Genomic DNA, 21318 nt, shown 5'->3' on the forward strand with positions numbered 1-21318 from the left:
GGGAGACGTGTGAGTTCACAACAACGAATGAAAGGTGACTATGTCATCCTCGTACCCAGACTATGACAGTCCCATTGATGAAAACGGTCAGGGATATCCTGAGTACCCGTCCGCCGGCAAGCACGCCTACCCGGGAAACGGGGAGCCCACGGGTTACCCGACGGCTCCCGGTGCGACGGTCCCGAATGGTAAGAAGAACGGCCTCGCGCTGTGGGGGCTCATCCTCGGGATCATCGCCATCGTGCTGAGCTTCTTCGTCATTCCCGCGCCCTTGGCATTCATCGTGTCCATCGCCGGCATTATCGTCTCCGCGCTGGGCCTGACCAAGGCGAAGAACTTTCACCCGCTGCTGGCCCGGAAGGGGATGGCCATCGCGGGGCTCGTGGTGTCGATCATCGCGCTCATCATCTCCGCGATCGTGTCGATCGTCATCATCTCCTTCGCCGGGATGATTGCGGACACCACCGACTCCTGCTTGCAGTACCAGAATGACTCGACCCAGTTTGAGCAGTGCATTCAGGAGCAGCTGGAAAAGCGCGGCGAGTCCAACGTCTAAGGCATGATGTCTTCTTCGCGTTTTAGTGCAGCGTCTCGACGCCTCTACTTCCCCGACGTTGCCCGGGGGCTCATGCTCCTGGGCATCGCCGGGGCCAATGCGACCCAAGGCTGGGTCAGCACCCAGGGGGCGAGCATGGCGCGCGATTACGGGGGAGTGTACGGCGACAGCCTGTGGGATCGGATCGCCGTGGTGGTGGGCTGCCTGTTCTTCCACGTGCGTGGTCTGCCGATGTTCTCGACGCTCCTCGGCATCGGCTTCGGCATGATCACGGTGAGCCTCATGCGGCGAGGATATCCGCGCTCCGCTGCGCGTCGGCTCCTCATTCGCCGCTATGGTTTCCTGGCCCTGTTCGGGGTCGTGCATACTGTCTTCCTCTTCTGGGGAGACATCATGTGCTTCTACGGGCTGGCGGGCATCCTTCTTGCGCTGATGATTGGGTTCCGGGATAAGGTGCTCCTCCTCCTGGGCTCGCTGGTGTGGGTGGTGAGCCTGGTGCTGACGGTGATCGCCTCGCTGATACCCGATCCGGACGTGGGAGGGGACGCCTCCTCATTCTTCGGCAGCGCGGGCGATGTGTCTTTGACCACGCATAGTTACCTGGGGCAAGTCGGCGGCGGCCTGGCTATTGCCCTGGCTCAGGTCATTTCTTTCCCGATGGAGGTTGTCCTGCTCGGGCTTCCCATTGTGCTTGGCTACCTCGCTGCGAAGCGAGGGATTATCCACAACATCCAGGCGCACCGGAAGCTGCTGTGGGCGTGGGTCATTGTGGCGCTGCTCGTCATCCTGTGCGTGGGGCTGCCCCTCGGCCTCGCGCAAATCGGGGTGATCGGCGGGGCTGCCCAGTGGGAGATGCTCAACCAGAGCTTCGGCGTCCTCACCGGCCCGGGCATCGTGGCCGGATTGGCGCTGGCCCTCGACCCGCTGCAGCGTCGTGTCGCCCGTTCCGAGGCGCGAGGCGAGCACCCACGCATTCCCCGTGCCCTCTGGCCCTTTGCCGCGTTGGGGAAGCGCTCCATGAGCGGTTACGTGGGGCAATCCGTCCTCTTTAGCATCCTTGTGACCAGTTATGGATTGGGTCTCACGCGTGATAGCGGGGCGTGGAAGGTGACGCTCATGGCCATCCTCGTCTGGTTCCTCACCCTCCTGGGTGCGTGCCTGTGCGAGGCTCTGGGCAAGCCCGGTCCTCTGGAGTGGCTCCACCGTCACTTGGCGTATGGGCGTCAAGGCTTGCCCCCGCGCTATGAGGGGCCGGTGGAGCCGCCGGTGGGGGAGCGAGCGCTCGTCTATCCCGGGAATGAGTCACCGTGAGCCTGATCTGAGGAGCGTCCCTGACGTCCCCGACGCCTCCAGATATGTGCCGACGCCCCGCTGGGAGTGATCCAGCGGGGCGTCGGCGTCGATCCTGGCCTGATGAGGGGCTCGGCGCTCGGGGTTAATCGAGGTAGTCGCGCAGCACCTGGGAGCGGGAGGGGTGGCGCAGCTTCGACATGGTCTTGGACTCGATTTGGCGGATGCGCTCCCTTGTTACGCCGTAGACCTGGCCGATTTCGTCGAGGGTGCGCGGCATCCCGTCGGTGAGCCCGAAGCGGAGGCGCACAACGCCGGCCTCGCGCTCGGAGAGGGTCTTCAAGACGTCCTGGAGCTGGTCCTGGAGGAGGGTGAAGCTCACGGCATCGACGGCGATGACCGCCTCGGAGTCCTCGATGAAGTCCCCAAGCTGAGAGTCGCCCTCATCGCCGATTGTCTGGTCGAGGGAGATCGGCTCGCGGGCGTACTGCTGGATCTCGAGGACCTTCTCCTCCGTGATGTCCATCTCCTTGGCGAGCTCGAGCGGGGTGGGCTCGCGGCCAAGGTCCTGGAGAAGCTCTCGCTGGATCCGGCCCAGCTTGTTGATGACCTCCACCATGTGCACGGGGATGCGGATGGTGCGGGCCTGATCGGCCATCGCGCGCGTGATGGCCTGGCGGATCCACCAGGTGGCATAGGTGGAGAACTTGTAGCCTTTGGTGTAGTCGAACTTCTCCACCGCGCGGATGAGGCCGAGGTTGCCTTCTTGAATGAGGTCGAGGAAAGCCATGCCGCGGCCCGTGTAGCGCTTGGCAAGCGACACAACGAGGCGGAGGTTCGCCTCCAAGAGGTGGTTCTTCGCCTTGCGGCCGTCGCGGGCGATGGTGCGAAGATCGCGCTTCACCATGGGGGTGAGCTTGGCCTTCTTATCGCCGGCCTTGAGCGCCTTCTCCATCTCCTCCATGCGATAAGTGGCGTAGAGGCCAGCCTCAATGCGCTTGGCGAGGGAGACCTCCTGCTCCGCGTTGAGCAGCGCGACCTTGCCGATCTGCTTGAGGTAGGCGCGCACGGAGTCCGCCGAGGCGGTGAGCTCCGCGTCCTTGCGGGCCTGGCGCAGGGCGGCGGACTCGTCCTCGTCCCAGACGGAGGACTCCTCCTCAGAGTCATCCTCTTCGTCATCGCTGTCCGAGTCATCGTCCTCGCCCAGCGGAGGGGTGTAGTCGTCTTCGTCGCTGGCCTCATCGAGCTCGTCGACATCGGCGACCCCGTCGATATCATCCTCCGAGTCGACGTCCTCGTTGAGGAAGTCCTCATCGTTGTGGAGCTCCTCGTTGAGCTCGTCGTCGAGATTCTCAGAGGTCTTCTCGGGAGACGTCGCCTTGCTCGAGGTGCTTGCCTTCGTGGAGCGCGTGGACGTCTTCTTGGCCGTGCTCTTCTTCGTCGCCTTCTTGGCGGTGGACTTCCGCGTGGACTTCTTCGTCGTCTTCTTCGCGCTCTTCTTGGCTGTCTTCTTTGCCGTGGACTTGCGCGCGGTTTTCTTCGCGGTTTTCTTGGCCGTCTTCTTCGCAGACTTATTGGCGCTCTTCTTCGCGGTGGAGGAGGACGCCGACGCAGACTCGGCGGAGGAGTCAGCGGAGGACGAGGAGGAGGCGGGCGTGCTGGCCGCAGAGTTCGCCGACGACGCGGCCTCTGCCGAGCTCGACGATGCCGCGGAGCGGGGCTTCCGAGCTGTTGCTGAGCGGGAGGCCTTTCGCGCCGTCTTCTTCGCGGTGCTCTTCTTCGCTACGGACTTAGCTCGAGGCACAGCGGTACCGCCCTCGTCGTGAGCGAGACCCTGTTCGGAAGATTCAGTGGCTGCCACGTACGCCCTTTCGCATGTACTCGTACTCATTGGGGTGAAGCCGCACCGGGACGTATCCTCACGATACGGTCCTACCGGCACCGCGTTCTTCGCGGTCAAACGGGACCCACCCTAGCAATTGTAGAGCCGTTCACGTGTGTTGTGGTGACGTCAACGGAACCGCTCTGATGCGAGGAGTGGGTCATGCGGCTAAGGAACGGTGGACCATTGTAGAGGATTCCCAGGGAATGGGTGCACAGTGTCCACCGCTTGGCCGTCGGCCTTAAGGCTGGAACTCCTCGTTCGCCGCCATGGCCGCGCCGACGATGCCCGCGCGATTCTTCAGCTCGGCGGCCACGACGGGTGTCTCACAGGTGAGGAGGGGCACCCACTTGTCGAACTTGCGGGAGATGCCTCCCCCCACGATGAAGAGGGATGGGGAGAAGAGCTTCTCATAGGCGATGAGCACCTTGCTCACCTGCTTGGCCCACTTCTTCCACGAGAGGTCCTTCTTCTCCTTGACCGCCGAGGAGGCGCGGTGCTCGGCCTCCTTGCCGTCCACTTCGATGTGGCCAATTTCACTATTGGGGAAGAGGTGGCCGTTCATGAGGAAGGCCGAACCGATGCCGGTCCCGAATGTGAGGAAGATGACAGCGCCCTCCCGGGCGGCGTCGGTTCCGTAGCGCGCCTCAGCGAGGCCGGCGGCATCCGCGTCGTTGAGGACGCTCACGGGGCGGTCCCCGAGGTGCGCGCCGAAGAGCTCCGTCACGTTCGTGCCAATCCAGCTCGGATCGATGTTTGCGGCGCTGCGGGCCACGTGATCGCGGATCACGCAGGGGAGTGTGATGCCGACGGGCCCATCCCACTCCGCGATGTCGATGATCTCCGCGACTGTCTGTGCGACAGCCTCCGGCGTCGCAGGGTGAGGGGTGAGAATCTTGATGCGGTCCCCGATGAACTCGCCAGTGTCGAGGTCGACCTTCGCTCCCTTAATTCCGGAGCCACCGACGTCGATTCCGAAGCTGATTGTGCTCATACCACGCATCGTACCGAGAGAGCTTGCACAATGGAGCCATGACTGATCTGGCTGAAGAATTGCGAGACCTGGCCGTCGATATTGCGCGGGGAGCGGCGGAGATCATCGTGGAGAAGCGCCGCGCGCTGGGGGACATCCGAGAGTATGCGACGACGAAATCCAGCGCCGTGGACCCGGTGACCGTCGTCGATACCCTTGCGGAAGAGTACATCGCGGGGGAGCTGGGGCGCCGGCGCCCGGAGGATGGGCTCATCGGTGAGGAGGGGTCTCGGCACACCTCGGGCTCGGGGATCTCCTGGATCATCGATCCCATCGACGGGACGGTGAACTTCCTCTATGGGATCCCGCACTTCGCGGTGTCGCTGGCGGCCGCGCGGGACGGGAAGGTCATCGCGGGAGCAGTGATCGACGTGAGCAGCCGCGCTGTCTACCACGCGGTGGCTGGTGGCGGAGCCTTCGTGGACGTGGATGGTGAGCGGCACGAGCTCCGGGTGAATGCGCCCCGATCGTTGGGGGAGAGCCTCGTGGCCACCGGATTTGCTTATACCTCCGCGCGCCGCGAGGCGCAGGCGAGGATCCTGAGCTCGGTTCTGCCGCGCGTGCGGGATATTCGACGCGAAGGCTCGGCCGCGCTGGACCTGTGTTCTCTCGCGGCGGGTCGCGTCGACATCTATTACGAGCACGGGATCAACTGCTGGGATTATGCGGCGGGCGCGCTCATTGCCGAGGAAGCGGGGGCGAGGGTTCAGACTCCGGCCCTGTCTGCCCCGGGCTCCGAGGGGAATCTGGTGTGGGCGGCGGCGCCGAGCGTCGCTGAGGATTTCCGGGCAGCGATGGAGGCCGAGGGGGCGCTTGCGCCGCTGCGCCAGAGATAGCGGGAAAATGGCCGGTGAGCTGCTCGGATGACAAGGTTTTTATGGCTCGCTATGATCCCTCCCGATGACCTCAACAGCAGAGGAGGAACAAAGGATGAGCAGCGAAGAGACCGTGTCCCTCGAGGGGCTCAAGGCATCCGAATCTGACAGCACCGTCATGGATGAAGACGGGGATGTCGTTGAGCCTTTGCAGCTCGACCCCCGCGACGTGAGCGATGAGGAAATCAACCTCACGGTGAAGCCGCGTCAGTCCAACGAGTTCACCTGTTCCGAGTGCTTCCTCGTGCAGAAGAAGAGCATGATTGCGCACGTCGAGAGCGATGGCAGCATGATCTGCCGCGACTGCGCCTAAGCGTCCTTTGCCGTGGATGCCTTCGCGGCGAGATCGGGCACGAAGGCCGCCAGGACTGCATCGGGGTTCTTGGCCCCGATGAGCCAGTAGGGTGTGGGGTCCTGGGGGTCGTCGAGAACGAGCATGACCATCGTTTTCACCCAGCCATGGGAGACGACGAAGGCCGCTGGATCGAGCTGCCGCCCCATCGCGTTGCGCTGGGCCGAGGGGGGAACGGCGAGGCAGCGGGAGACGACTGTCGAGGGCAGTGTGGCCTGGCCGACGTGCAGCCACCTGGTGCCCCGAGCATCTTCGGCGACGGTGAGCCTGGTGGAGGACATGCTGAGCAGCCACCAGATCAGCAGCACCCCCAGCACCACGGCGGGGATGATGTACCACATCACGGAGCGGTTGTGACCAATTTGCCCGCTGATCAGCGCCACGACGCAGGCGCCCAGGATCCACCAGTAGAAGGGGACCCACTGGCGCTCGTGGTAGAGGGTTCTGGTCGACGATTGATCTTCGGCACTCACAGGATGTCAGTGTACTCATGGGCCCGAAAGACCGTAGGGTGGGAAGGCGTGAGTGATGTGACCGTAAAGATTCAGAGGCTCGACCCCGATCTTCCCCTGCCCGAACGCGCGCACCGCGGCGATGCGGGCGTCGATCTCCGTTCCGCGGAGAACGTCACCATCGCCCCGGGGGAGCGGGTCCTCGTGAGCACAGGTATCGCCATTGCGCTGCCGCTCGGCACCGTGGGGCTCATCCACCCCCGCTCGGGCCTGGCCGCGCGGGAGGGCCTGAGCATCGTCAACACCCCGGGCACGATTGACGCCGACTACCGCGGCGAGATCAAGGTGTGTCTCATCAACCTTGACCGCTCTCGGCCCATCACCATCGAGCGCGGGATGAGGATTGCGCAGCTGGTGGTCCAGAAGGTGGAGCTCTGCTCCTTCGAGGAGGTCACTGAGCTCGACGCCACCGAGCGCGGCACCGGCGGGTACGGCTCCACCGGGACCCAGTAGACCCAGTAGACGTAGTAGTAGCCAGTAGAAGAACGACCACGACGCACGGAGGAAAAGCACAGCATGGGCTGGTTTTCACGATCGAAGAAGAAGGACGAACCGCAGGACGATCAGGCGCAGGAGGCCGCTACTCCGCAGCCGTCAGAAGCCCCCGAGGCAGAGACACCGGAAGAGGCCGGAGCCCAGGACGCGGCCCCGCGTCCCGAGGGCGCCGTCGGCCCCTTTGACGGGGACACCGTCGACATTGAGGAATTCGACTTCTCGGACTTCTCCGACGCGGTCCTTGACCTTTCGAGCCTGAAGATCCCGCTTCCCAAGGAATCCCAGGTGCAGGTGGAGATGGGGCCGCAGGGTCCGCGCATGATTCACATCGTCACCCGCTACGGGCGGATCACTCCGGTGGCTTTTGCCGAGCCGCGCTCGGAGTCGATGTGGCGAGAATCCACCGTCGAGATCCGCGAGGGCATGCGGGAGCAGGGCCTCCAGCCGCGCATCGAGCAGGGCCCGTGGGGCCGGGAGGTCGTGGCGGATAACGAGGGTGGCCAGGTACGCATCATCGGTATCGACGGCCCGCGGTGGCTCCTTCGCTTCACGACGGCTGCCCCGGCGGAGCACGCCGAGAACCTCGCAGAACTCAGCCGCGAGATCGCCGCGCGGACCTTCGTCTATCGTGGTGAGAACGCCATCCTGGCGGGAAGCTCGCTCCCGGTGGTCTTGCCGAATCTCCTCGCTGACCAGGTCCGCCAGGAGATGCAGCGGCGTGCCCAGGCTGAGCAGAATGGCCAGAATGGCGCCCAGCCGCCCGCTGGTGGGGAAGGGGCTACCCCGGCAGGCCCCCAGCCCACCGAGAACTAGCCCTACCGAGACACACCCAAGGAGTTCAAGGAATGCCTCAGGAGAAGCCGGCCCCGGCGGTTGGGGAGCAGCACACTCTCAGAATCACGCGGATGGCCCACGGCGGCGAAGGAATTGGCACCCTCGACGGCCGCGTGGTCTTCGTGCGGGGCGCGTATCCGGGGGACGAGGTGAGCGTCGAACTCCGCCAGGTGAAGAAGAATTTTGCCCGCGGGGAGATCGTCGACATTGTGACGCCTTCGCCCTCTCGTGTTCCCCAGCGCTGTCCCGCCACCGCGGCGGGAGCAGGGTGCACGGACTTTGGTGACCTCGACCCCACGAAGGAAGCCCCGCTCAAGAAGGAGATCCTTGCGGACCAGCTCGCGAGGATGGCCCGGGGGGTCTCGCTCCCGCCCATCGAGGTGATCGACCTTGCCCCCGCCGACGGCTGGCGGACGCGGGTGCGCCTCGGCGTGGACGCGGAGGGGCGCGCCGGCTTCCGTGCTGCTCGCTCCAACGAGATCATCACCGGCTACCCCTCCTCCCAAATCCCTGAGGAGCTGTGCGCGGACATCCTGTGCCCGGATGGCCGGCGCTTCCAGCCGGGGTCTGAACTCATCATCGCGGGGGATAGCGAGGGGCAGCGCCACATTGTTGAGTCCAAGAAGAGCGGCCGGGGCAAGCGCGTCGAGCGGGTGGAGGACGTCATCGAGGGCAGCGGCATTGCTGTGCAGCGCGTGCTGGGTCGGACCTTCCACGTCCCCGCGACGGCCTTCTGGCAGGCGCACCGCAACGCCGCCGGATGCTATTCCGGGCTCATTCGGACGTGGCTCTACGAGGAGATCGAGGACCTCGAGCTTCACGGGGAGCGGCCCGTCGCGTGGGATCTTTACGGCGGGGTGGGGTTGTTCGTCCCGGTGCTGGGGGACTCCCTCGGCGAGGATGCGCATATCGATTCCGTCGAGCTCTCCCGCGCCGCGCGCCACGAGCAGCCCGATCTGGCTGACTATGACGTCACCTTCCACAGCACGTCCGTGGAGAAGGCGATCCCGGGCTTGGAGCGTCCGGACGTCGTCGTACTCGACCCGCCGCGCACGGGAGCAGGTGCACAGGTGATTAGCGCTGTGGCCTCGGCGGGTCCTGGGCTGGTCATCCATATCGGCTGTGATCCGGCAACCTTCGCGCGCGATGTACGCCAATGGTCCGAGGAGGGGTACCAGGCGCTCAGGCTCACCCTCGTTAACGCGTTCCCCGGGACGCACCACTTCGAGGTTCTCGGCCTCTTCGCACGGACCCAGGACGACTCTCGGTAGGATGAGAGCAGCGTGCCGCCCTTCCTCTGGGGCGGCTGTGACTCTCCCTCAAGCATTCGGCAGGAAGGATTGAGGAACACTCGATGGATGTTCTCGCAGGGATTCGCAGCCCCGAAGATCTGCGCCGCCTCTCGGCTTCTGAAGTGGAGACGCTCGCGACGGAAATCCGGCAGTTTCTGATCGAGAAGGTCTCCGCGACCGGGGGACACCTCGGCCCCAACCTCGGGGTTGTGGAGCTCAGCATCGCGTTGCACCGGGTGTTCGACTCGCCCCGCGAGCCCATCATCTTCGACACGAGCCACCAGTCCTACGTCCACAAGATCCTCACGGGGCGGGCCGATCAATTCGATCACCTGCGCCAGCAGGGCGGACTCTCTGGCTACACCTGCCGCTCCGAGAGCGAACACGATTGGACGGAATCCTCCCACGCCTCCGCGGCTCTCAGCTATGCCGACGGCCTCAGCAAGGCCAAAGCCCTCAGCGGGCACCACAAGGACAATGTTGTGGCGGTAGTCGGCGATGGCGCCCTCACCGGCGGCATGTGCTGGGAGGCGCTCAACAACATCGCCGCAGATCATGACCGCAACGTGGTCATCGTCGTCAATGACAATGGCCGGAGTTATGCGCCGACGATCGGCGGTTTCGCGGAAAACCTTGCGCAGCTGCGGATGCAGCCGGTCTATGACAGCGTGATGGAGCATGGCAAGAACACCCTCAACAACATGGGATGGGTGGGGCGCCGAACCTTCGAGGCCCTCCACGCCTTCAAAGAGGGGGTCAAGTCCACAGTCTTGCCTAGCGAGATGTTTCCCGAGCTCGGCATGAAGTACGTGGGCCCCGTGAATGGGCACGACCTCGTCGCCGTGGAGGAGGCCCTCACCTACGCACGGGACTTCTCCGGCCCGCTCATCGTCCACGTCGTGACGGAGAAGGGACGCGGCTTCCGGCCTGCTGAGGCAGATACCGACCAGCTCATGCACACGACGGGGATCATCGACCCCATCACCGGCGAGCCTAAGTCCGCCGCGAGCCCCGGATGGACGGAGATCTTCACCGAGGAGCTCCTCGACGCCGCCGCCGAGCGCAACGACATCGTCGCCATCACCGCGGCGATGGCCGGCCCCACCGGACTCCTGCCCTTCAAGGACCGTTTCCCGGACCGCTTCTTCGACGTCGGCATCGCCGAGCAGCACGCCCTCACCTCCGCGGCGGGCCTCGCCCTGGGTGGAATGAAGCCCGTCGTGGCGCTCTATTCCACCTTCCTTAACCGGGCCATTGACCAGCTCATCATGGACGTGGGGCTTCTCAAGCAGCCGGTGAGCATTGTCCTTGATCGGGCCGGCATCACGGGCTCCGACGGAGCCAGCCATAACGGCATCTGGGACATCACCCTCACCTCGGTGGTGCCCGGCATCCGCATCGCAGCCCCTCGCGATGCCCAACAGCTCCGCGAGCAATTCCGCGAGTCCCTCGCCATCACCGACGGGCCGAGCATCGTCCGCTACCCGAAGGGCGGCTTACCCACGGAGCAGCCGGCCCTCAACCGTTATGAGGATGGTGTGGACGTGCTGGCTCAGGAGAAGGCACCCGTCGACACCCACGAGGCCCCCTCTGTGCTCCTCGTGGGCGTGGGCACCTGCGCGGGGGATTTCGCTGAGATCGCGGGGGACATCGCCGCTCAGGGCGTCACTGTCACGGTGGTGGATCCGCGCTGGGTGGTGCCCATCGCCCCCTCGCTGCTCGAGCTGGCGCAGGAACACGACCTCGTCGTCTGTGCAGAAGATGGGCTTATCCACGGTGGGGTGGGCAGCCTGCTCAGCGAGGCGATGGACGCCGCAGGCATCGACGTTCCCCGACGGTGTTGCGGCTTCCCCCGGGTGTTCCCCCAGCATGCCTCTCGCTCCGAGCTCATGGCGGAACTCGAGCTCGACGCTCCTGGCCTGCGCCGCCAAGTGAGCGAGTGGATTGAGGAGCTCTTCGGCCAGGCAGAGGACGGGCAGTAGCGCTTCCTCGGCTCCGCTCGGGCCGGTAGGTCTAGCTGCTGCCGAGGACTCGGGCGAGCACCGGGGCGGCGAAGTTCACCTGCCAGGGGCGCGCGCCATGCTCGCGGAGGAAGGCGCAGGCCCCGAAGGGCGTGGAGATCTGCTTGTTGTGGTAGATCTCCCAGCCCAGATCGCGCAGCAGCGCGGGGCTTAGCACATTGTCGGCTGGGAAGCCCTGGGAGGCGGCCTGCCGGCCCATCTCTGACTTCAGCTTCGCAAAGGGAGCGTAGCTCTCGGGGAAGAAGCGCTTCCACGTCTTTACGGAGGGCGCCCCCTCATGATCCCGCTGGGCTGGCCGGGGGTAGGAGCGCGAGGGCTTGCTCAGAGCGCGGTTGGTGACGTCGAGCCACACCGCGGCCCGGCGACGCACCCCCTTCACGTGGCGCATCTCCTCGAGCGTGTGCGGGCAGTTCCGCGCGATCTCCAGCAGCGCTTTGGAGGATAGCACCCTGCCGTGTGCGATGTCTCGACGGCGGGCCTCTTTCTCCCGGGCGGTCCACAGTGCCTTGGCGACGGCAAGCTGCCGCGGCGACTTGAGGGAGTCCACCCCTTTGAGGTCGCGCCAGGAGGAGGGCTCGGGGGCCGTGATCCCAGCGTGGGTGCGTCGGACGTACTCAAATTCCTGGCGAGCGCACTCCCAGCGGCCTTGGGACTCGAGGAGCACGGTGACGGCGTCCGCGAGGTCAAGAAGAAGGGCGACGTCGAGAGCCGCGTAGCGCAGCCACTCCTCGGGCAAGGGGCGCTGGGACCAATCCTCGGCACCGTGCCCCTTGGCCAGGCTGTGTCCAAGGAGGAGGGCACACATGTGGGAGAGGTTGACCCGGTCAATGCCCGCGAGCCGGCCGCCCAACTCCGTGTCGATGAGCTCCGGGGGGTAGCAGCCCAGCCAGGCCAGGCAGGGGAGGTCCGTGTGCGCGGCGTGAATAATCCAGGGGATGGTGGAGAGTACCGGGCTGAGGATGCGTCGGAACTCCTCGCGGTGGCCCTCCGGGTCGATGAGGATGATCCCGCTGTCCTGGCGGTGGAGCTGGATGAGGAAGGCGCGGTCATCGTAGCGGAAGCCGGAGGCCCGCTCCGTATCCACCGCGAGGGGGCCATGCCCGCGCCGCAGGAGCGTCGCTGCCCGCTCAAAGCCCTGTGCATCGCAGAAGAGCGGGATGTGCTCCTGCTGTGGTTTCTCTAAGACGGGAACGGTGGAAGTGTCGGCGTCGAGATCAAGGGCGCGTGGGCTCATGGACGGAGAGAGCGCACCCCTTCCGGCGGGAGTCCGGCCACCTGCGCGAGGACCGCGGCAAATCCCTCGACGTGGGTGCGTAGTTCCTCGGTGCTGGCGGCGGTCCAGGACGCGCGCATTTCCACCTGGTAGCTGCGCGGCGGGCCGCCGATCTCGCCGAAGCGGACGGAGGCCGTGGCCGTGACGGTGCCGCCCAGGCTCGAGTACTCCGCCCCCGCGGAGTCGAGACCCTCATGCAGCCACTGCCAGGCGACGTCCGGAAGCATCGGATCGGAGGCGAGCTCATCGTCCATATCGGCCTGGATGTAGGCCACGAGGCGCATGGAGCCATCCCAGGCCTCCTCGGCGCGCGGATCGTGGAGGAGAATGAGCCGGCCAAAGGCATCCCCCTCGCCGATCTCCGGGTCGATCTCCAAGCCCACGGCGTGACTGTACGGGGCAAGCCGTTGCGGCGGGCGGATCGTTCCGAGCGTGACCTCGGGGCGTAAACGCGCCGCGTGCATGGACTCCACAGCAGCCGAGAACGCAGACGGGGGAGTGGCATCCCCATCCGTGTCCTGAGAATTCTGAGAGATCGATTCCTGGTTGATCACGTCCCCCAAGCTAATGCTCAGTTGTGCAGAGTCGGTGGAGGCACGCCGACGCACGCAGGGCGCCGTTGCGCCTAGTGGCCGTCGTGCCATATCCAACTTATGATGGACAGAGTTCATCACTCGAGTAGGAAAGGAACGCTCCAGGCCGTGGCAAAGCTTGATTTTGAGAAACTGAATGCGATGCAACGCTATACTCAATGGGCCACGTTCCGGGCCATCCCCGGAGCACTGGGAACTGAGCGTGACGCCATCATCGACCAAGCCCGCCAATTCTTCCGCGAGGTGGAAGACGAGGGCGTGGTGACGGTCCGTGGCATCTACAACATCACTGGTCTGCGGGCTGAAGCGGACCTCATGATCTGGTGGCATGCCGAGGAGTTCTCGGATATTCAGGATGTCCTCGCGCGCTTCCGCCGCGACACCGTCCTGGGCCAGTCGATGGAGCTCAACTGGATCGGCAACGCGCTGCACCGTCCCGCGGAATTCAACAAGTCGCACCTCCCGAGCTTCATCATGGGCGAGGACCCGGGTGCCTGGCTCACCGTGTACCCCTTCGTCCGTTCCTATGATTGGTACCTCATGGATCCGAAGGAACGACGCCGCATCCTCGCCAACCACGGCTCCGCAGCGCGCGACTTCCCGGATGTGCGGGCCAACACCGTGGAGGCCTTCGCCCTCGGTGACTACGAGTGGATGCTGGCCTTCGAGGCCCCGAGCCTCGACCGGATCGTTGACCTCATGCACACCATGCGCTACACCGAGGCCCGTCTCCACGTCCGGAAGGAGATCCCCTTCTTCACTGGCCGTCGTGTGGAGGACGTCGCCGACGTCATCCGTGTGCTGCCCTAAGTGGCCTTATCGGTAGCCTGACAGCTGACAGCCTGACGCCCCCTACGCCGTGTGCGGGAGGGGGCGTTGTGCTGCCTACTTATCCTCCCCGGGGCTGGACTGGGCAGGCTCCAGGGTGAGGCAGATGGAGTTGATGCAATAGCGCAGGTCCGTGGGGGTGTCGTAGCCCTCGCCGGCAAAGACGTGCCCGAGATGCGAATGGCACCGGGCGCAGAGGACCTCCGTGCGCACCATCCCGAGGGAGCGATCCTCGCGCTCGATGATGCGGTCCCCGGCGAGAGGGGAGAAGAAGGACGGCCAGCCGCAGTGGGAGGAGAATTTCTCGGTGCTGCGGAAGAGCTCGGCGCCGCAGGCGCGGCAGCGATAGACGCCCTCGGTGGTCGTCGAGGTGTACTCCCCCTCAAAGGGGGCCTCGGTGCCGGCCTGGCGGAGAACGCGGAACTCCTCGGCGCTCAGCCGGCGGCGCCACTCGGACTCCGGGATGGCCTGAAAATCAGTCATGCTGTCCTCCTTCGCGTGCCTGCTGTTGCCGTCTGTGCGCGACGCTCCTGCCACCACCACGCGCCGAGGGGCGCGGCGATTGCGGCGATGATGATGCCCCAGCCTACGGTAGCGACGAAGACTGGCACCCATCGGCTGAACGTCGGGGAAAAATCGGTGCTCCAGCTCCACGGGGCGAGCACAAGGCAGACGCCCACCCAGAAGGGCCAGGTGTGGGCGACGCTGCGCGGGAGAAAAACCGTCGCGAGGAGGGGGAAAAGCAGCATGGAGTAGTACATCTGCCCCAGCGAGGAGAGGAAGAACACGCCCGTGAGCAGCACCCCGGAGGTGGTGAAGGACCACATGATGGGGTCGGTGTCCCTCCAGCGCAGAAGGAGGATGACGCTCAGCGCAACGAGGAGCGCGAAGAGAAGCGTCCAGAAGATCTCCCAGCCCGAGGGCATGCCAAGGTAGAGCGCCATCCCCGGGAGGGAGGCGTTGGCGTAGTCGCGGGTCTCGCCGAGGTAGGGCATGACGACCCGGACGTAGTCGGCGGCGCCGGGGACCACCGGCCATGCGAGGAGATTGCTGAGGACCGGAATCCCGATCCCCGCCGCCAGCGTGCTGAGGTGCCCGCGCATGAGGGGAAGGAAGAGCAGCGGTGCAAAGAGCGGCTTGATGACGATGGCGAGCCCCAACGCGATCCCGCCGAGGAGGCGTCGATCCCCATGGAGACAGGCGAGGAACACCGTCATGAGCAGCAGGAGGATCCCGTTGATGTTGGAAAAGCCCAAGGTGTTCACGACCGACTCCGTGAGGAAGGCCAGCCCCAGCGCGGCTGGCACCACGGGCGAGCCGGGGCGGATACCCACCATGCGGAGAATCCACACGATGGCCCCCGCGATAGCCAGCGCATTGACGATGATAAACACCGCCCGCGCCGCGTCGAGGTGCGTGAGCGCCCCCAAAGGGGAGAGGATGAGCGTGGCCCCGGGGTTGTAGAGGTAGTGGGGGTCCACGTGTGCGTAATTCTCGCTGTATACGGGCACCCCATCCCACATGCGCCGGACGGCCAGGAAGACGGTAGTGAAATCATCCGTGACGCCTCGGTTGAGGGAGCGCACGCACACCGTATAGGCCATGATGATGGCCGCCAGAGGCCAGAGCGCCCGTCTGGCCACACGAGCGTGGTCGGGAGGGAGGGGGCGCTGCCACGTCGAGGCCTCCGCGGGAAGGGGAGCCCCGCGCCACCGGTCAAGCACAGCCATTACAGGATTCGTCACTGTTCCTAGAGTAGTGGACCGCCCCCTCAGACCCCGCGAGCGCGCCGATAGCGGAGAAACAGCACGCCCTCGGCATCGGCGGCCACGGCCTCAGGTGTGTAGCGGCGCGAAGCCTCCCGCTCGCCCGCGGCATCGACGAGCGGCAACGCGCAATGGGTGGGCATGTGTGGGTCAAGGGAGAGGTGGAGGATGTCGACGACGTCCTCAGCGAGGACACGGCTATAGAGCGACGGCCCGCCCTCGACGCTGATTCGGGCATAGCCGGCCTCGCGCAGGGCGCACAGGACAACCCGGGGGGAGAGGGAGCGGAGAAGGAGGACCTCGGCCCCCGCCTGCTCCAGGGCGCGGCGCCGGGCGGCGTGTTCCTTTCGGTCCGTTGCTGGAACCGTGCTGATGACGAGCGGCGGGGCCTCGAGAGGGGCGCCAAGAACCTCGGAGGATGGCTCAAGGGAGAGCGAGGGGGTGAGTATGGCGAGGCGCGGGAGCGAGGGGCGGCCGTCGTGCTCGCGCCGGAGACGAAGATCATCCGGCAGGGACATGGGGCGATAGCCCTCCGTGCGAACCGTGGCGGCGCTGACGAGGACGGCATCAGACCATTCCCGGAGCTCGGTGAGGAGGCGGGCATCCGCGGCGGAGCCCATGGAGCCGCTCGATCCCTCGACGGCCGCGGATCCATTGAGCGCCATGATGCCGACCATGCGCGTTTGCGGGGTTCCGCAGGGGAGAAGAGGGCCGAGGAGGGTGGAGACCTTGTGTGGCTCGTGGAGGCGATGCGGGGCGAGGGGATTGACGCTCATAGGGCCACCCTAGGCCAGGCGGAGGGACAAGCAGGGTGGGGCTTGGGCGGGTACAAGAAAACCCCGAGGTAGGAAGTACCTCGGGGTGATGGTGGTCCTAGCTGGGATCGAACCAGCGACCTTTCCGGTGTGAACGGAACGCTCTTCCACTGAGCCATAGGACCGCGTGTCACGGTGACGGGATAAGAATCTAGCATGTCCGGAGCGAAAGGTACTAATCCGCAGGTCGTGGTGGGAATTGCTGAGGCTTCCGTGATGAGGCGGGGGTGTGAGGGGAGAGGGAATCACGGCGGTGTCATTCGTTGAAACGGGGGCGGATAGATCGCATTTTTCTTTGCCTAGCTGGGAATTTGGACTTTCCTTCAAGTCTCGCTAAAGTATCTAGCGCACCACGGCACGACGTGATCGTGTCGGATATGCATGCGGATGTAGCGCAGTTGGTAGCGCATCACCTTGCCAAGGTGAGGGTCGCGAGTTCGAGTCTCGTCATCCGCTCCAAGCCTTCACGGGCTCCTGCGCGATTAGCTCAGCGGGAGAGCGCTTCCCTGACACGGAAGAGGTCACTGGTTCAATCCCAGTATCGCGCACCAGACACAGGAGTGATCCTGAGTCGTTTGCGGATGTAGCGCAGTTGGTAGCGCATCACCTTGCCAAGGTGAGGGTCGCGAGTTCGAGTCTCGTCATCCGCTCTGGTACGCCGTACCTGAGGCGGTACGCCACGGTGGAATGGCCGAGTGGTGAGGCAACGGTCTGCAAAACCGTGCACACGGGTTCGATTCCCGTTTCCACCTCAAATCATGCGCGTTTAGCTCAGCGGGAGAGCGCTTCCCTGACACGGAAGAGGTCACTGGTTCAATCCCAGTATCGCGCACCAGACACAGGAGTGATCCTGAGTCGTTTGCGGATGTAGCGCAGTTGGTAGCGCATCACCTTGCCAAGGTGAGGGTCGCGAGTTCGAGTCTCGTCATCCGCTCCATATCACCCTGTTGATAGCAGCGGCCCCGGCATAGAGCCGGGGCCGCTTTTCTGTATATATAAGGAATCGCGCGGGGAAGCGAGGGCTACGCGAGGCGAGGAAGGAGGGGCGGAGATGCAATTCTCCCCCGGTGCATCGTTGGCCGAGCATCCGGGGGAGAAAGAAGGGAGAGAGCTCGAGAGGGGCCGGGGCTCCTCTCGAGGATCAGGGGCTATTAGTTAGCGCCCTCGGTAGCAGCCTCAGCGCCATCGGCAGCGTTAGCGGCGGAGGAGCCGTCCTCGCTGCTCAGAGCGGAGCTGAGATCAACGCCGCTGGTGATGGTCTTGAAAGCCTGGACAGCAACGCCCACCCAGTTCTGGGACGCGATGTTGGTCGCGAGGTGGAGGACAGAGGAGCCGAAGTTGAGGAAAAGATCGCCCATTGTGTCAGATTCCTTTACGTGTCGATGAATGGCACAGAGTGCGCTACGTCATATCGGTGGCGCAAGTATATATGAAAAGCGGCCGATGACCACCAACCAAGATCATCGGCCGCTGTTCTCACCACCCATATGGGGGACAGAACCCATATGGTGTGACGAGGCTTGTCTTAGGCGGCAGCCTCAGCGCCAGCCTCAGCAGCGTCGCCCTGGGAGGAGCCGTCGATGACGGAGGAGCCGAGCTCGACGGTGTTGGAGACGGTGCTGACGATGCTCTTGGCGAACTCGCCCCACTCGCCGGAGATGGCGTTGGTGACGATGCCGACGATGGACTCACCGAGAGCCTGCAGAGATTCAGCCATGATAGGTTTCCTTCCGTAACGTTTAGGTCTACGAGAACTTTCCGAAGAGGTTCGGATAAACCCTCGCGCAGCGGAGGTTTCCGCTGACAAGAACCAATAGTAGGGACGCGCAACCCCTCAAACAATGGTCTTTCGGCCCAACTTTTGGGCCTTTTTTGGTAACTTTCGACCACCCCGGAGTAGACGAAAGGAGATAAAAAGCTTGACTTTTATCACTTGAGTCACATTATTCCCATGAATAACAGGATCGCGTGCGGGTGAACGCGACTGTCAAGAGGCGCGACCCTTGCGGAGTATCTCTTCCGTGCTCGCCCCTCGTCTTGACTGCGCAGAAAAGGCTCTGACATGCGCAAACGCCGTCGTTCGATGGCAAGAAATAGACGATGCGCGTGGATCATGCCGAGATCTGCCCTCCCGCGCTGCGTACCGGAAGAGCATCTGGCGCGTCGGAGGCCCCCTGAGGAGAGGGCAGTGGACGTCGAGAAGGGCGGAGGCTCACGGGTAGGGTTGAGAGGAGTTGGGCGGCGAGTGCCGTCGGCCATGCCGACGCCGCCCCGTCACTATGCCTCGTGGCGGGAACTTTTGAGCACCCCTGTCCGACAAGTTCACCAGTACCGTTTCGCGGTACGAGGAGCAGAGAGAAAGGACGTGGCCGCCTGATGGCGTCTTCCGTTATTCGCCCATCGAGGTGCGTCGCTGCGGCAGCAGCACTGGTGGTGGGTGGCGCCGTTGCGGGGATCCCGGCGGCGCAGGCCCACGACGTTGTCATCGACGCGAATCCGCCGGTCGACGGCGTGGTGGAGGAGTTTCCTCGCGAGATTACCTTGACGTTCTCCGGGGAGCCGCAGCCCGCGTTCAACATGTTTGCCATCAGCAATACGGATACCGGAGAGATCCTGTACTCCGGGGAGCCGAAGCTCGATGGCCGTTATCTCTCCATCGCCACCCCCGATGATGTCCACCCGGGTCCCGGCACGTACACCATCGGCTTCCAGATCACGTCCTCCGACGGGCACGCCACCCGGGGGAGTACGGATTTTCGAGTGGGTGACGGCGGCGCGTCCGCTGCTGCGGGCTCCTCGTCCGCCAACCAGCCCGGTACGACCAGTGGTAGCGAAGAGCAGGACACAGGCTCCCCGCTTGCGTGGATTGCTGGCGCCATCGGCGTCCTCCTCGTGGTGGGCATTATTGCCGTGGTTATCCTGCGCCGTCGAGCATTGGGCAACGAACAGGACTCATAACCTCTCATTTCCTGAAGGAAGGGACTATTCACCATGAAGCACTACGCACTGAAGACGGCGGGCGTCATCGCCGCGGCCGCCCTGGCCCTGGCTGGCTGTTCGAACTCTGAGCAGGCGAGCACCGAGGGCTCGAGCGCAGCGGATAAGGCCAGCTCCGCGGCCTCCTCTGCGGCGAGCTCCGCCACCGAGAAGCCGGACTCTGACCACGCCCTCACCCTCGAGGACGGCGTTGTCCGTGCGACCACCGAGGGCAAGGACATGACCGCCGCCTTCGGCACGATCCACAACAACACGGACAAGGACATCAACATCGTCGGTGTCCACTCTGATGACATCAAGGCCAACATGTTCCAGCTCCATGAGGTTGTCGACGGCGTCATGAAGGAGAAGGAAGGCGGGTTCGTCGTTCCGGCGAACGGGGACCTCAAGCTCCAGCCGGGTGGCAACCACTTCATGTTCATGGAGATCCAGGAGCCCGTCCAGGCTGGTGACGAGGTGGACCTCGAGGTGAAGCTGGCGGACGGCTCCACCGTCGACTTCGATGACGTCCCGGTGCGCACCTTCGGTGCCGGTGACGAGGACTACGGCGACTTCCAGGACAACGGCGAGCATGAGCACCACCACCACTAATGAGCAGCCAGGCCAGGATCCGCACGGCGTGAGCCGCCGAGGTTTCCTGGCCGGCATGCCGGTGGCGGTCGGCGGAGCGGCGGTGGCGCTGTCGGCACAGGCAGCCCCCGCCGCCCGCGCCGAGGACGGCCGCGGACCCACCCCGCAGAGCACAGAGAGTGAGCAGCTGGCCTCGCAGACCATTCCCTTTGATGGGAAGAACCAGGCGGGTATCGCCGAGCCGGAGCAGGCCTACATGAACCTGCTGGGGCTCAACATCAAGCCTGGTCGTGGGCTCAAGGACATGACCTTCCTCATGCGCTCGTGGACGGCGGATATGCGTCGGCTCACTCAAGGGAAGAACCCTCTGGGCAGTTTGGAAAAGGAGCTCTCGACGAGCCCCGCCAACCTCACGGTGACCTGTGGGTATGGCCCGGGATTCTTCTCGGCGATCGGCGCAGAACGCGCGAAGCCGTCATGGCTCAAGCCGCTGCCCGCCTACAAGACGGACAAGCTTGAGGAGCAGTGGGGTCAGACGGATCTGGCTCTCCAAGTCTGCTGCGATGACCCCGTCACTCTTGCTTTTGCTGTGCGGCACCTGCTGCGATCGAGTATTGATTACGTCGAGGTCGCATGGGTGCAGCAGGGGTTCATGAACGCCGACGGCACGCTCGCCGAAGGCGCAACCCCCCGCAATCTCTTCGGACAGAAGGACGGCACCGTCAACCCGCGGAGCTCCGAGGAACTCAATGATCACGTGTGGATCACCGAGGGGCCCGAGTGGCAGAAGAACGGCACGTGCATGATCGCGCGCCGGATCTTCATGAACCTCGACACGTGGGAGCTTCTGGACCGGACGTCCCGGGAGGTGGTCATCGGGCGAGACCTGGAGAATGGTGCGCCGCTTTCTGGCGGTGAAGAGTTCGACGACATCGACCCGAAGAAGGCCGACCGGACGGGCTTGCCCATCATTGATCCGATGAGCCACGCCGCCCGAGCCAAGGCGCCGAAGGATAAGCCAGAGCAGGTGATCAAGCGCAGGCCATACCAGTACAGCCTGCCGCCGGATCCCAAGGTCGTGGCGGCGATGACCCGCCCCGATGATGAGGCGGCGATCATCTCCAATGTGGGGCTCGTCTTCATCTGCTTCCAGAAGGATCCGCTCAAGCAGTTTGATCCGATCCAGAAGCGGCTTGCCGAGGGCGATCGCCTCAACCAGTGGATCACCCACATCGGATCCGCCGTCTATTTCGTTCCTCCGGGAGTGAGTAAGGACGGCACGGAGGGCGACAAGTACTGGGGAGCCAGTCTGCTCGAGTCGCTGCAGCACTGAG

At 64.6% G+C, this 21318-nt stretch carries 22 protein-coding genes and 7 tRNA genes; 18 read left to right on the forward strand and 11 right to left on the reverse strand.

The annotated features are described in order from the left end of the window. Nucleotides 1-40 precede the first annotated feature (40 nt). Complete coding sequence (locus tag L1O03_RS04760; protein WP_236118292.1) at nt 41-556, forward strand: hypothetical protein; 516 nt, start codon at nt 41-43, stop codon at nt 554-556. A gap of 3 nt (nt 557-559) precedes the next feature. Next, nucleotides 560-1867, forward strand: coding sequence for a DUF418 domain-containing protein (locus L1O03_RS04765; RefSeq protein ID WP_236118293.1), 1308 nt, complete (start codon nt 560-562; stop codon nt 1865-1867). 124 nt (nt 1868-1991) lie between these two features. On the opposite strand, the gene L1O03_RS04770 is transcribed toward L1O03_RS04765, so the two are convergent. Together L1O03_RS04770 and ppgK are read right to left on the reverse strand one after the other, a co-directional pair. Continuing rightward, a complete protein-coding gene (locus L1O03_RS04770) occupies nt 1992-3737 on the reverse strand; it encodes an RNA polymerase sigma factor (RefSeq protein ID WP_236118294.1) in 1746 nt (581 codons plus the stop codon). Between the two features lie 232 nt (nt 3738-3969). After that, nucleotides 3970-4731 carry a polyphosphate--glucose phosphotransferase gene (ppgK, locus tag L1O03_RS04775; protein ID WP_420830290.1) on the reverse strand — a complete coding sequence of 254 codons (762 nt, stop codon included), beginning with the start codon at nt 4729-4731 and terminating at the stop codon, nt 3970-3972. 29 nt (nt 4732-4760) lie between these two features. Here ppgK and L1O03_RS04780 point away from each other — a divergent pair, with 29 nt between their 5' ends. Next, entirely contained in the window at nt 4761-5597 is an 837-nt protein-coding gene (locus L1O03_RS04780) for an inositol monophosphatase family protein (RefSeq protein WP_236118296.1), read from the forward strand. Between the two features lie 64 nt (nt 5598-5661). Further along, on the forward strand, nt 5662-5949 hold the full coding sequence (locus L1O03_RS04785) for a DUF4193 family protein (protein WP_236118297.1): 288 nt from the start codon (nt 5662-5664) through the stop codon (nt 5947-5949). Here the strand turns inward: L1O03_RS04785 and L1O03_RS04790 are convergent. Beyond that, on the reverse strand, nt 5946-6461 hold the full coding sequence (locus L1O03_RS04790; RefSeq protein ID WP_236118298.1) for a DUF3093 domain-containing protein: 516 nt from the start codon (nt 6459-6461) through the stop codon (nt 5946-5948). The genes L1O03_RS04785 and L1O03_RS04790 overlap by 4 nt on opposite strands. Before the next feature lie 57 nt (nt 6462-6518). Between L1O03_RS04790 and dut the strand changes: the two genes are divergently transcribed. The 4 genes from dut (at nt 6519) to dxs (ending at nt 11103) form a co-directional block, all read left to right on the forward strand. Then, nucleotides 6519-6953: a dUTP diphosphatase gene (gene dut / locus L1O03_RS04795; protein WP_420830291.1), complete on the forward strand. Its 435-nt coding sequence runs from the start codon at nt 6519-6521 to the stop codon at nt 6951-6953. A gap of 63 nt (nt 6954-7016) precedes the next feature. Beyond that, nucleotides 7017-7808: a DUF3710 domain-containing protein gene (locus L1O03_RS04800; RefSeq protein ID WP_236118300.1), complete on the forward strand. Its 792-nt coding sequence runs from the start codon at nt 7017-7019 to the stop codon at nt 7806-7808. A gap of 32 nt (nt 7809-7840) precedes the next feature. Next, nucleotides 7841-9100, forward strand: a complete 1260-nt coding sequence (locus L1O03_RS04805) for a class I SAM-dependent RNA methyltransferase (protein ID WP_236118301.1) — start codon at nt 7841-7843, stop codon at nt 9098-9100. A gap of 83 nt (nt 9101-9183) precedes the next feature. Further along, the gene (dxs, locus tag L1O03_RS04810) at nt 9184-11103 is read left to right on the forward strand and encodes a 1-deoxy-D-xylulose-5-phosphate synthase (protein WP_236118302.1); all 1920 of its coding nucleotides are present in this window, start codon (nt 9184-9186) and stop codon (nt 11101-11103) included. 31 nt (nt 11104-11134) lie between these two features. Here dxs and L1O03_RS04815 read toward each other — a convergent pair whose 3' ends face one another. Both L1O03_RS04815 and L1O03_RS04820 read right to left on the reverse strand, forming a co-directional pair. Further along, nucleotides 11135-12376 (reverse strand): HRDC domain-containing protein, encoded by a 1242-nt coding sequence (locus tag L1O03_RS04815; protein ID WP_236118303.1) that lies wholly within the window; start codon nt 12374-12376, stop codon nt 11135-11137. After that, nucleotides 12373-12969, reverse strand: a complete 597-nt coding sequence (locus L1O03_RS04820) for a DUF3000 domain-containing protein (RefSeq protein WP_236118304.1) — start codon at nt 12967-12969, stop codon at nt 12373-12375. Before L1O03_RS04820 ends, L1O03_RS04815 begins: the two co-directional genes overlap by 4 nt. Before the next feature lie 180 nt (nt 12970-13149). On the opposite strand from L1O03_RS04820, the gene hemQ reads away from it, so the two are divergent. Beyond that, nucleotides 13150-13818, forward strand: a complete 669-nt coding sequence (gene hemQ / locus L1O03_RS04825; protein WP_420830292.1) for a hydrogen peroxide-dependent heme synthase — start codon at nt 13150-13152, stop codon at nt 13816-13818. Nucleotides 13819-13893: 75 nt separating this feature from the next. On the opposite strand, the gene msrB is transcribed toward hemQ, so the two are convergent. From msrB to L1O03_RS04845, 4 genes are all read right to left on the reverse strand, one after another. Further along, nucleotides 13894-14319 (reverse strand): peptide-methionine (R)-S-oxide reductase MsrB, encoded by a 426-nt coding sequence (gene msrB, locus L1O03_RS04830; protein ID WP_236118305.1) that lies wholly within the window; start codon nt 14317-14319, stop codon nt 13894-13896. Then, nucleotides 14316-15581, reverse strand: a complete 1266-nt coding sequence (locus L1O03_RS04835) for a glycosyltransferase family 87 protein (RefSeq protein ID WP_236118306.1) — start codon at nt 15579-15581, stop codon at nt 14316-14318. Before L1O03_RS04835 ends, msrB begins: the two co-directional genes overlap by 4 nt. 26 nt (nt 15582-15607) lie before the next feature. Then, entirely contained in the window at nt 15608-16378 is a 771-nt protein-coding gene (locus L1O03_RS04840) for a pyrimidine reductase family protein (protein WP_236118307.1), read from the reverse strand. 89 nt (nt 16379-16467) lie between these two features. After that, nucleotides 16468-16542 (reverse strand) — tRNA-Val (locus tag L1O03_RS04845). A gap of 258 nt (nt 16543-16800) precedes the next feature. On the opposite strand from L1O03_RS04845, the gene L1O03_RS04850 reads away from it, so the two are divergent. The 6 genes from L1O03_RS04850 (at nt 16801) to L1O03_RS04875 (ending at nt 17354) form a co-directional block, all read left to right on the forward strand. Beyond that, nucleotides 16801-16876 (forward strand) — tRNA-Gly (locus L1O03_RS04850). Between the two features lie 17 nt (nt 16877-16893). Next, nucleotides 16894-16968, forward strand: a tRNA-Val gene (locus tag L1O03_RS04855). Between the two features lie 26 nt (nt 16969-16994). Continuing rightward, nucleotides 16995-17067, forward strand: a tRNA-Gly gene (locus L1O03_RS04860). Between the two features lie 31 nt (nt 17068-17098). After that, nucleotides 17099-17169, forward strand: a tRNA-Cys gene (locus L1O03_RS04865). 8 nt (nt 17170-17177) lie between these two features. Next, a tRNA-Val gene (locus L1O03_RS04870) sits at nt 17178-17252 on the forward strand. 26 nt (nt 17253-17278) lie between these two features. Next, nucleotides 17279-17354, forward strand: a tRNA-Gly gene (locus L1O03_RS04875). Nucleotides 17355-17568: 214 nt separating this feature from the next. Here L1O03_RS04875 and L1O03_RS04880 read toward each other — a convergent pair. Both L1O03_RS04880 and L1O03_RS04885 read right to left on the reverse strand, forming a co-directional pair. Beyond that, entirely contained in the window at nt 17569-17775 is a 207-nt protein-coding gene (locus tag L1O03_RS04880; protein ID WP_236118308.1) for a hypothetical protein, read from the reverse strand. Between the two features lie 167 nt (nt 17776-17942). After that, on the reverse strand, nt 17943-18134 hold the full coding sequence (locus L1O03_RS04885; protein ID WP_236118309.1) for a beta-class phenol-soluble modulin: 192 nt from the start codon (nt 18132-18134) through the stop codon (nt 17943-17945). Nucleotides 18135-18793: 659 nt separating this feature from the next. Here L1O03_RS04885 and L1O03_RS04890 point away from each other — a divergent pair. Genes L1O03_RS04890 through L1O03_RS04900 form a run of 3 tightly spaced genes read left to right on the forward strand, consistent with a single transcriptional unit; the run spans nt 18794 to nt 21317 of the window. Beyond that, a complete protein-coding gene (locus tag L1O03_RS04890) occupies nt 18794-19375 on the forward strand; it encodes a copper resistance CopC family protein (RefSeq protein WP_236118310.1) in 582 nt (193 codons plus the stop codon). Nucleotides 19376-19408: 33 nt separating this feature from the next. Continuing rightward, nucleotides 19409-20005, forward strand: coding sequence for a copper chaperone PCu(A)C (locus L1O03_RS04895; protein ID WP_236118311.1), 597 nt, complete (start codon nt 19409-19411; stop codon nt 20003-20005). Next, on the forward strand, nt 19986-21317 hold the full coding sequence (locus tag L1O03_RS04900; RefSeq protein WP_236118312.1) for a Dyp-type peroxidase: 1332 nt from the start codon (nt 19986-19988) through the stop codon (nt 21315-21317). Before L1O03_RS04895 ends, L1O03_RS04900 begins: the two co-directional genes overlap by 20 nt. Nucleotide 21318 lies beyond the last annotated feature (1 nt).

It is taken from the genome of Corynebacterium uropygiale (genome assembly GCF_021568315.1).
GTDB lineage: Bacteria > Actinomycetota > Actinomycetes > Mycobacteriales > Mycobacteriaceae > Corynebacterium > Corynebacterium uropygiale.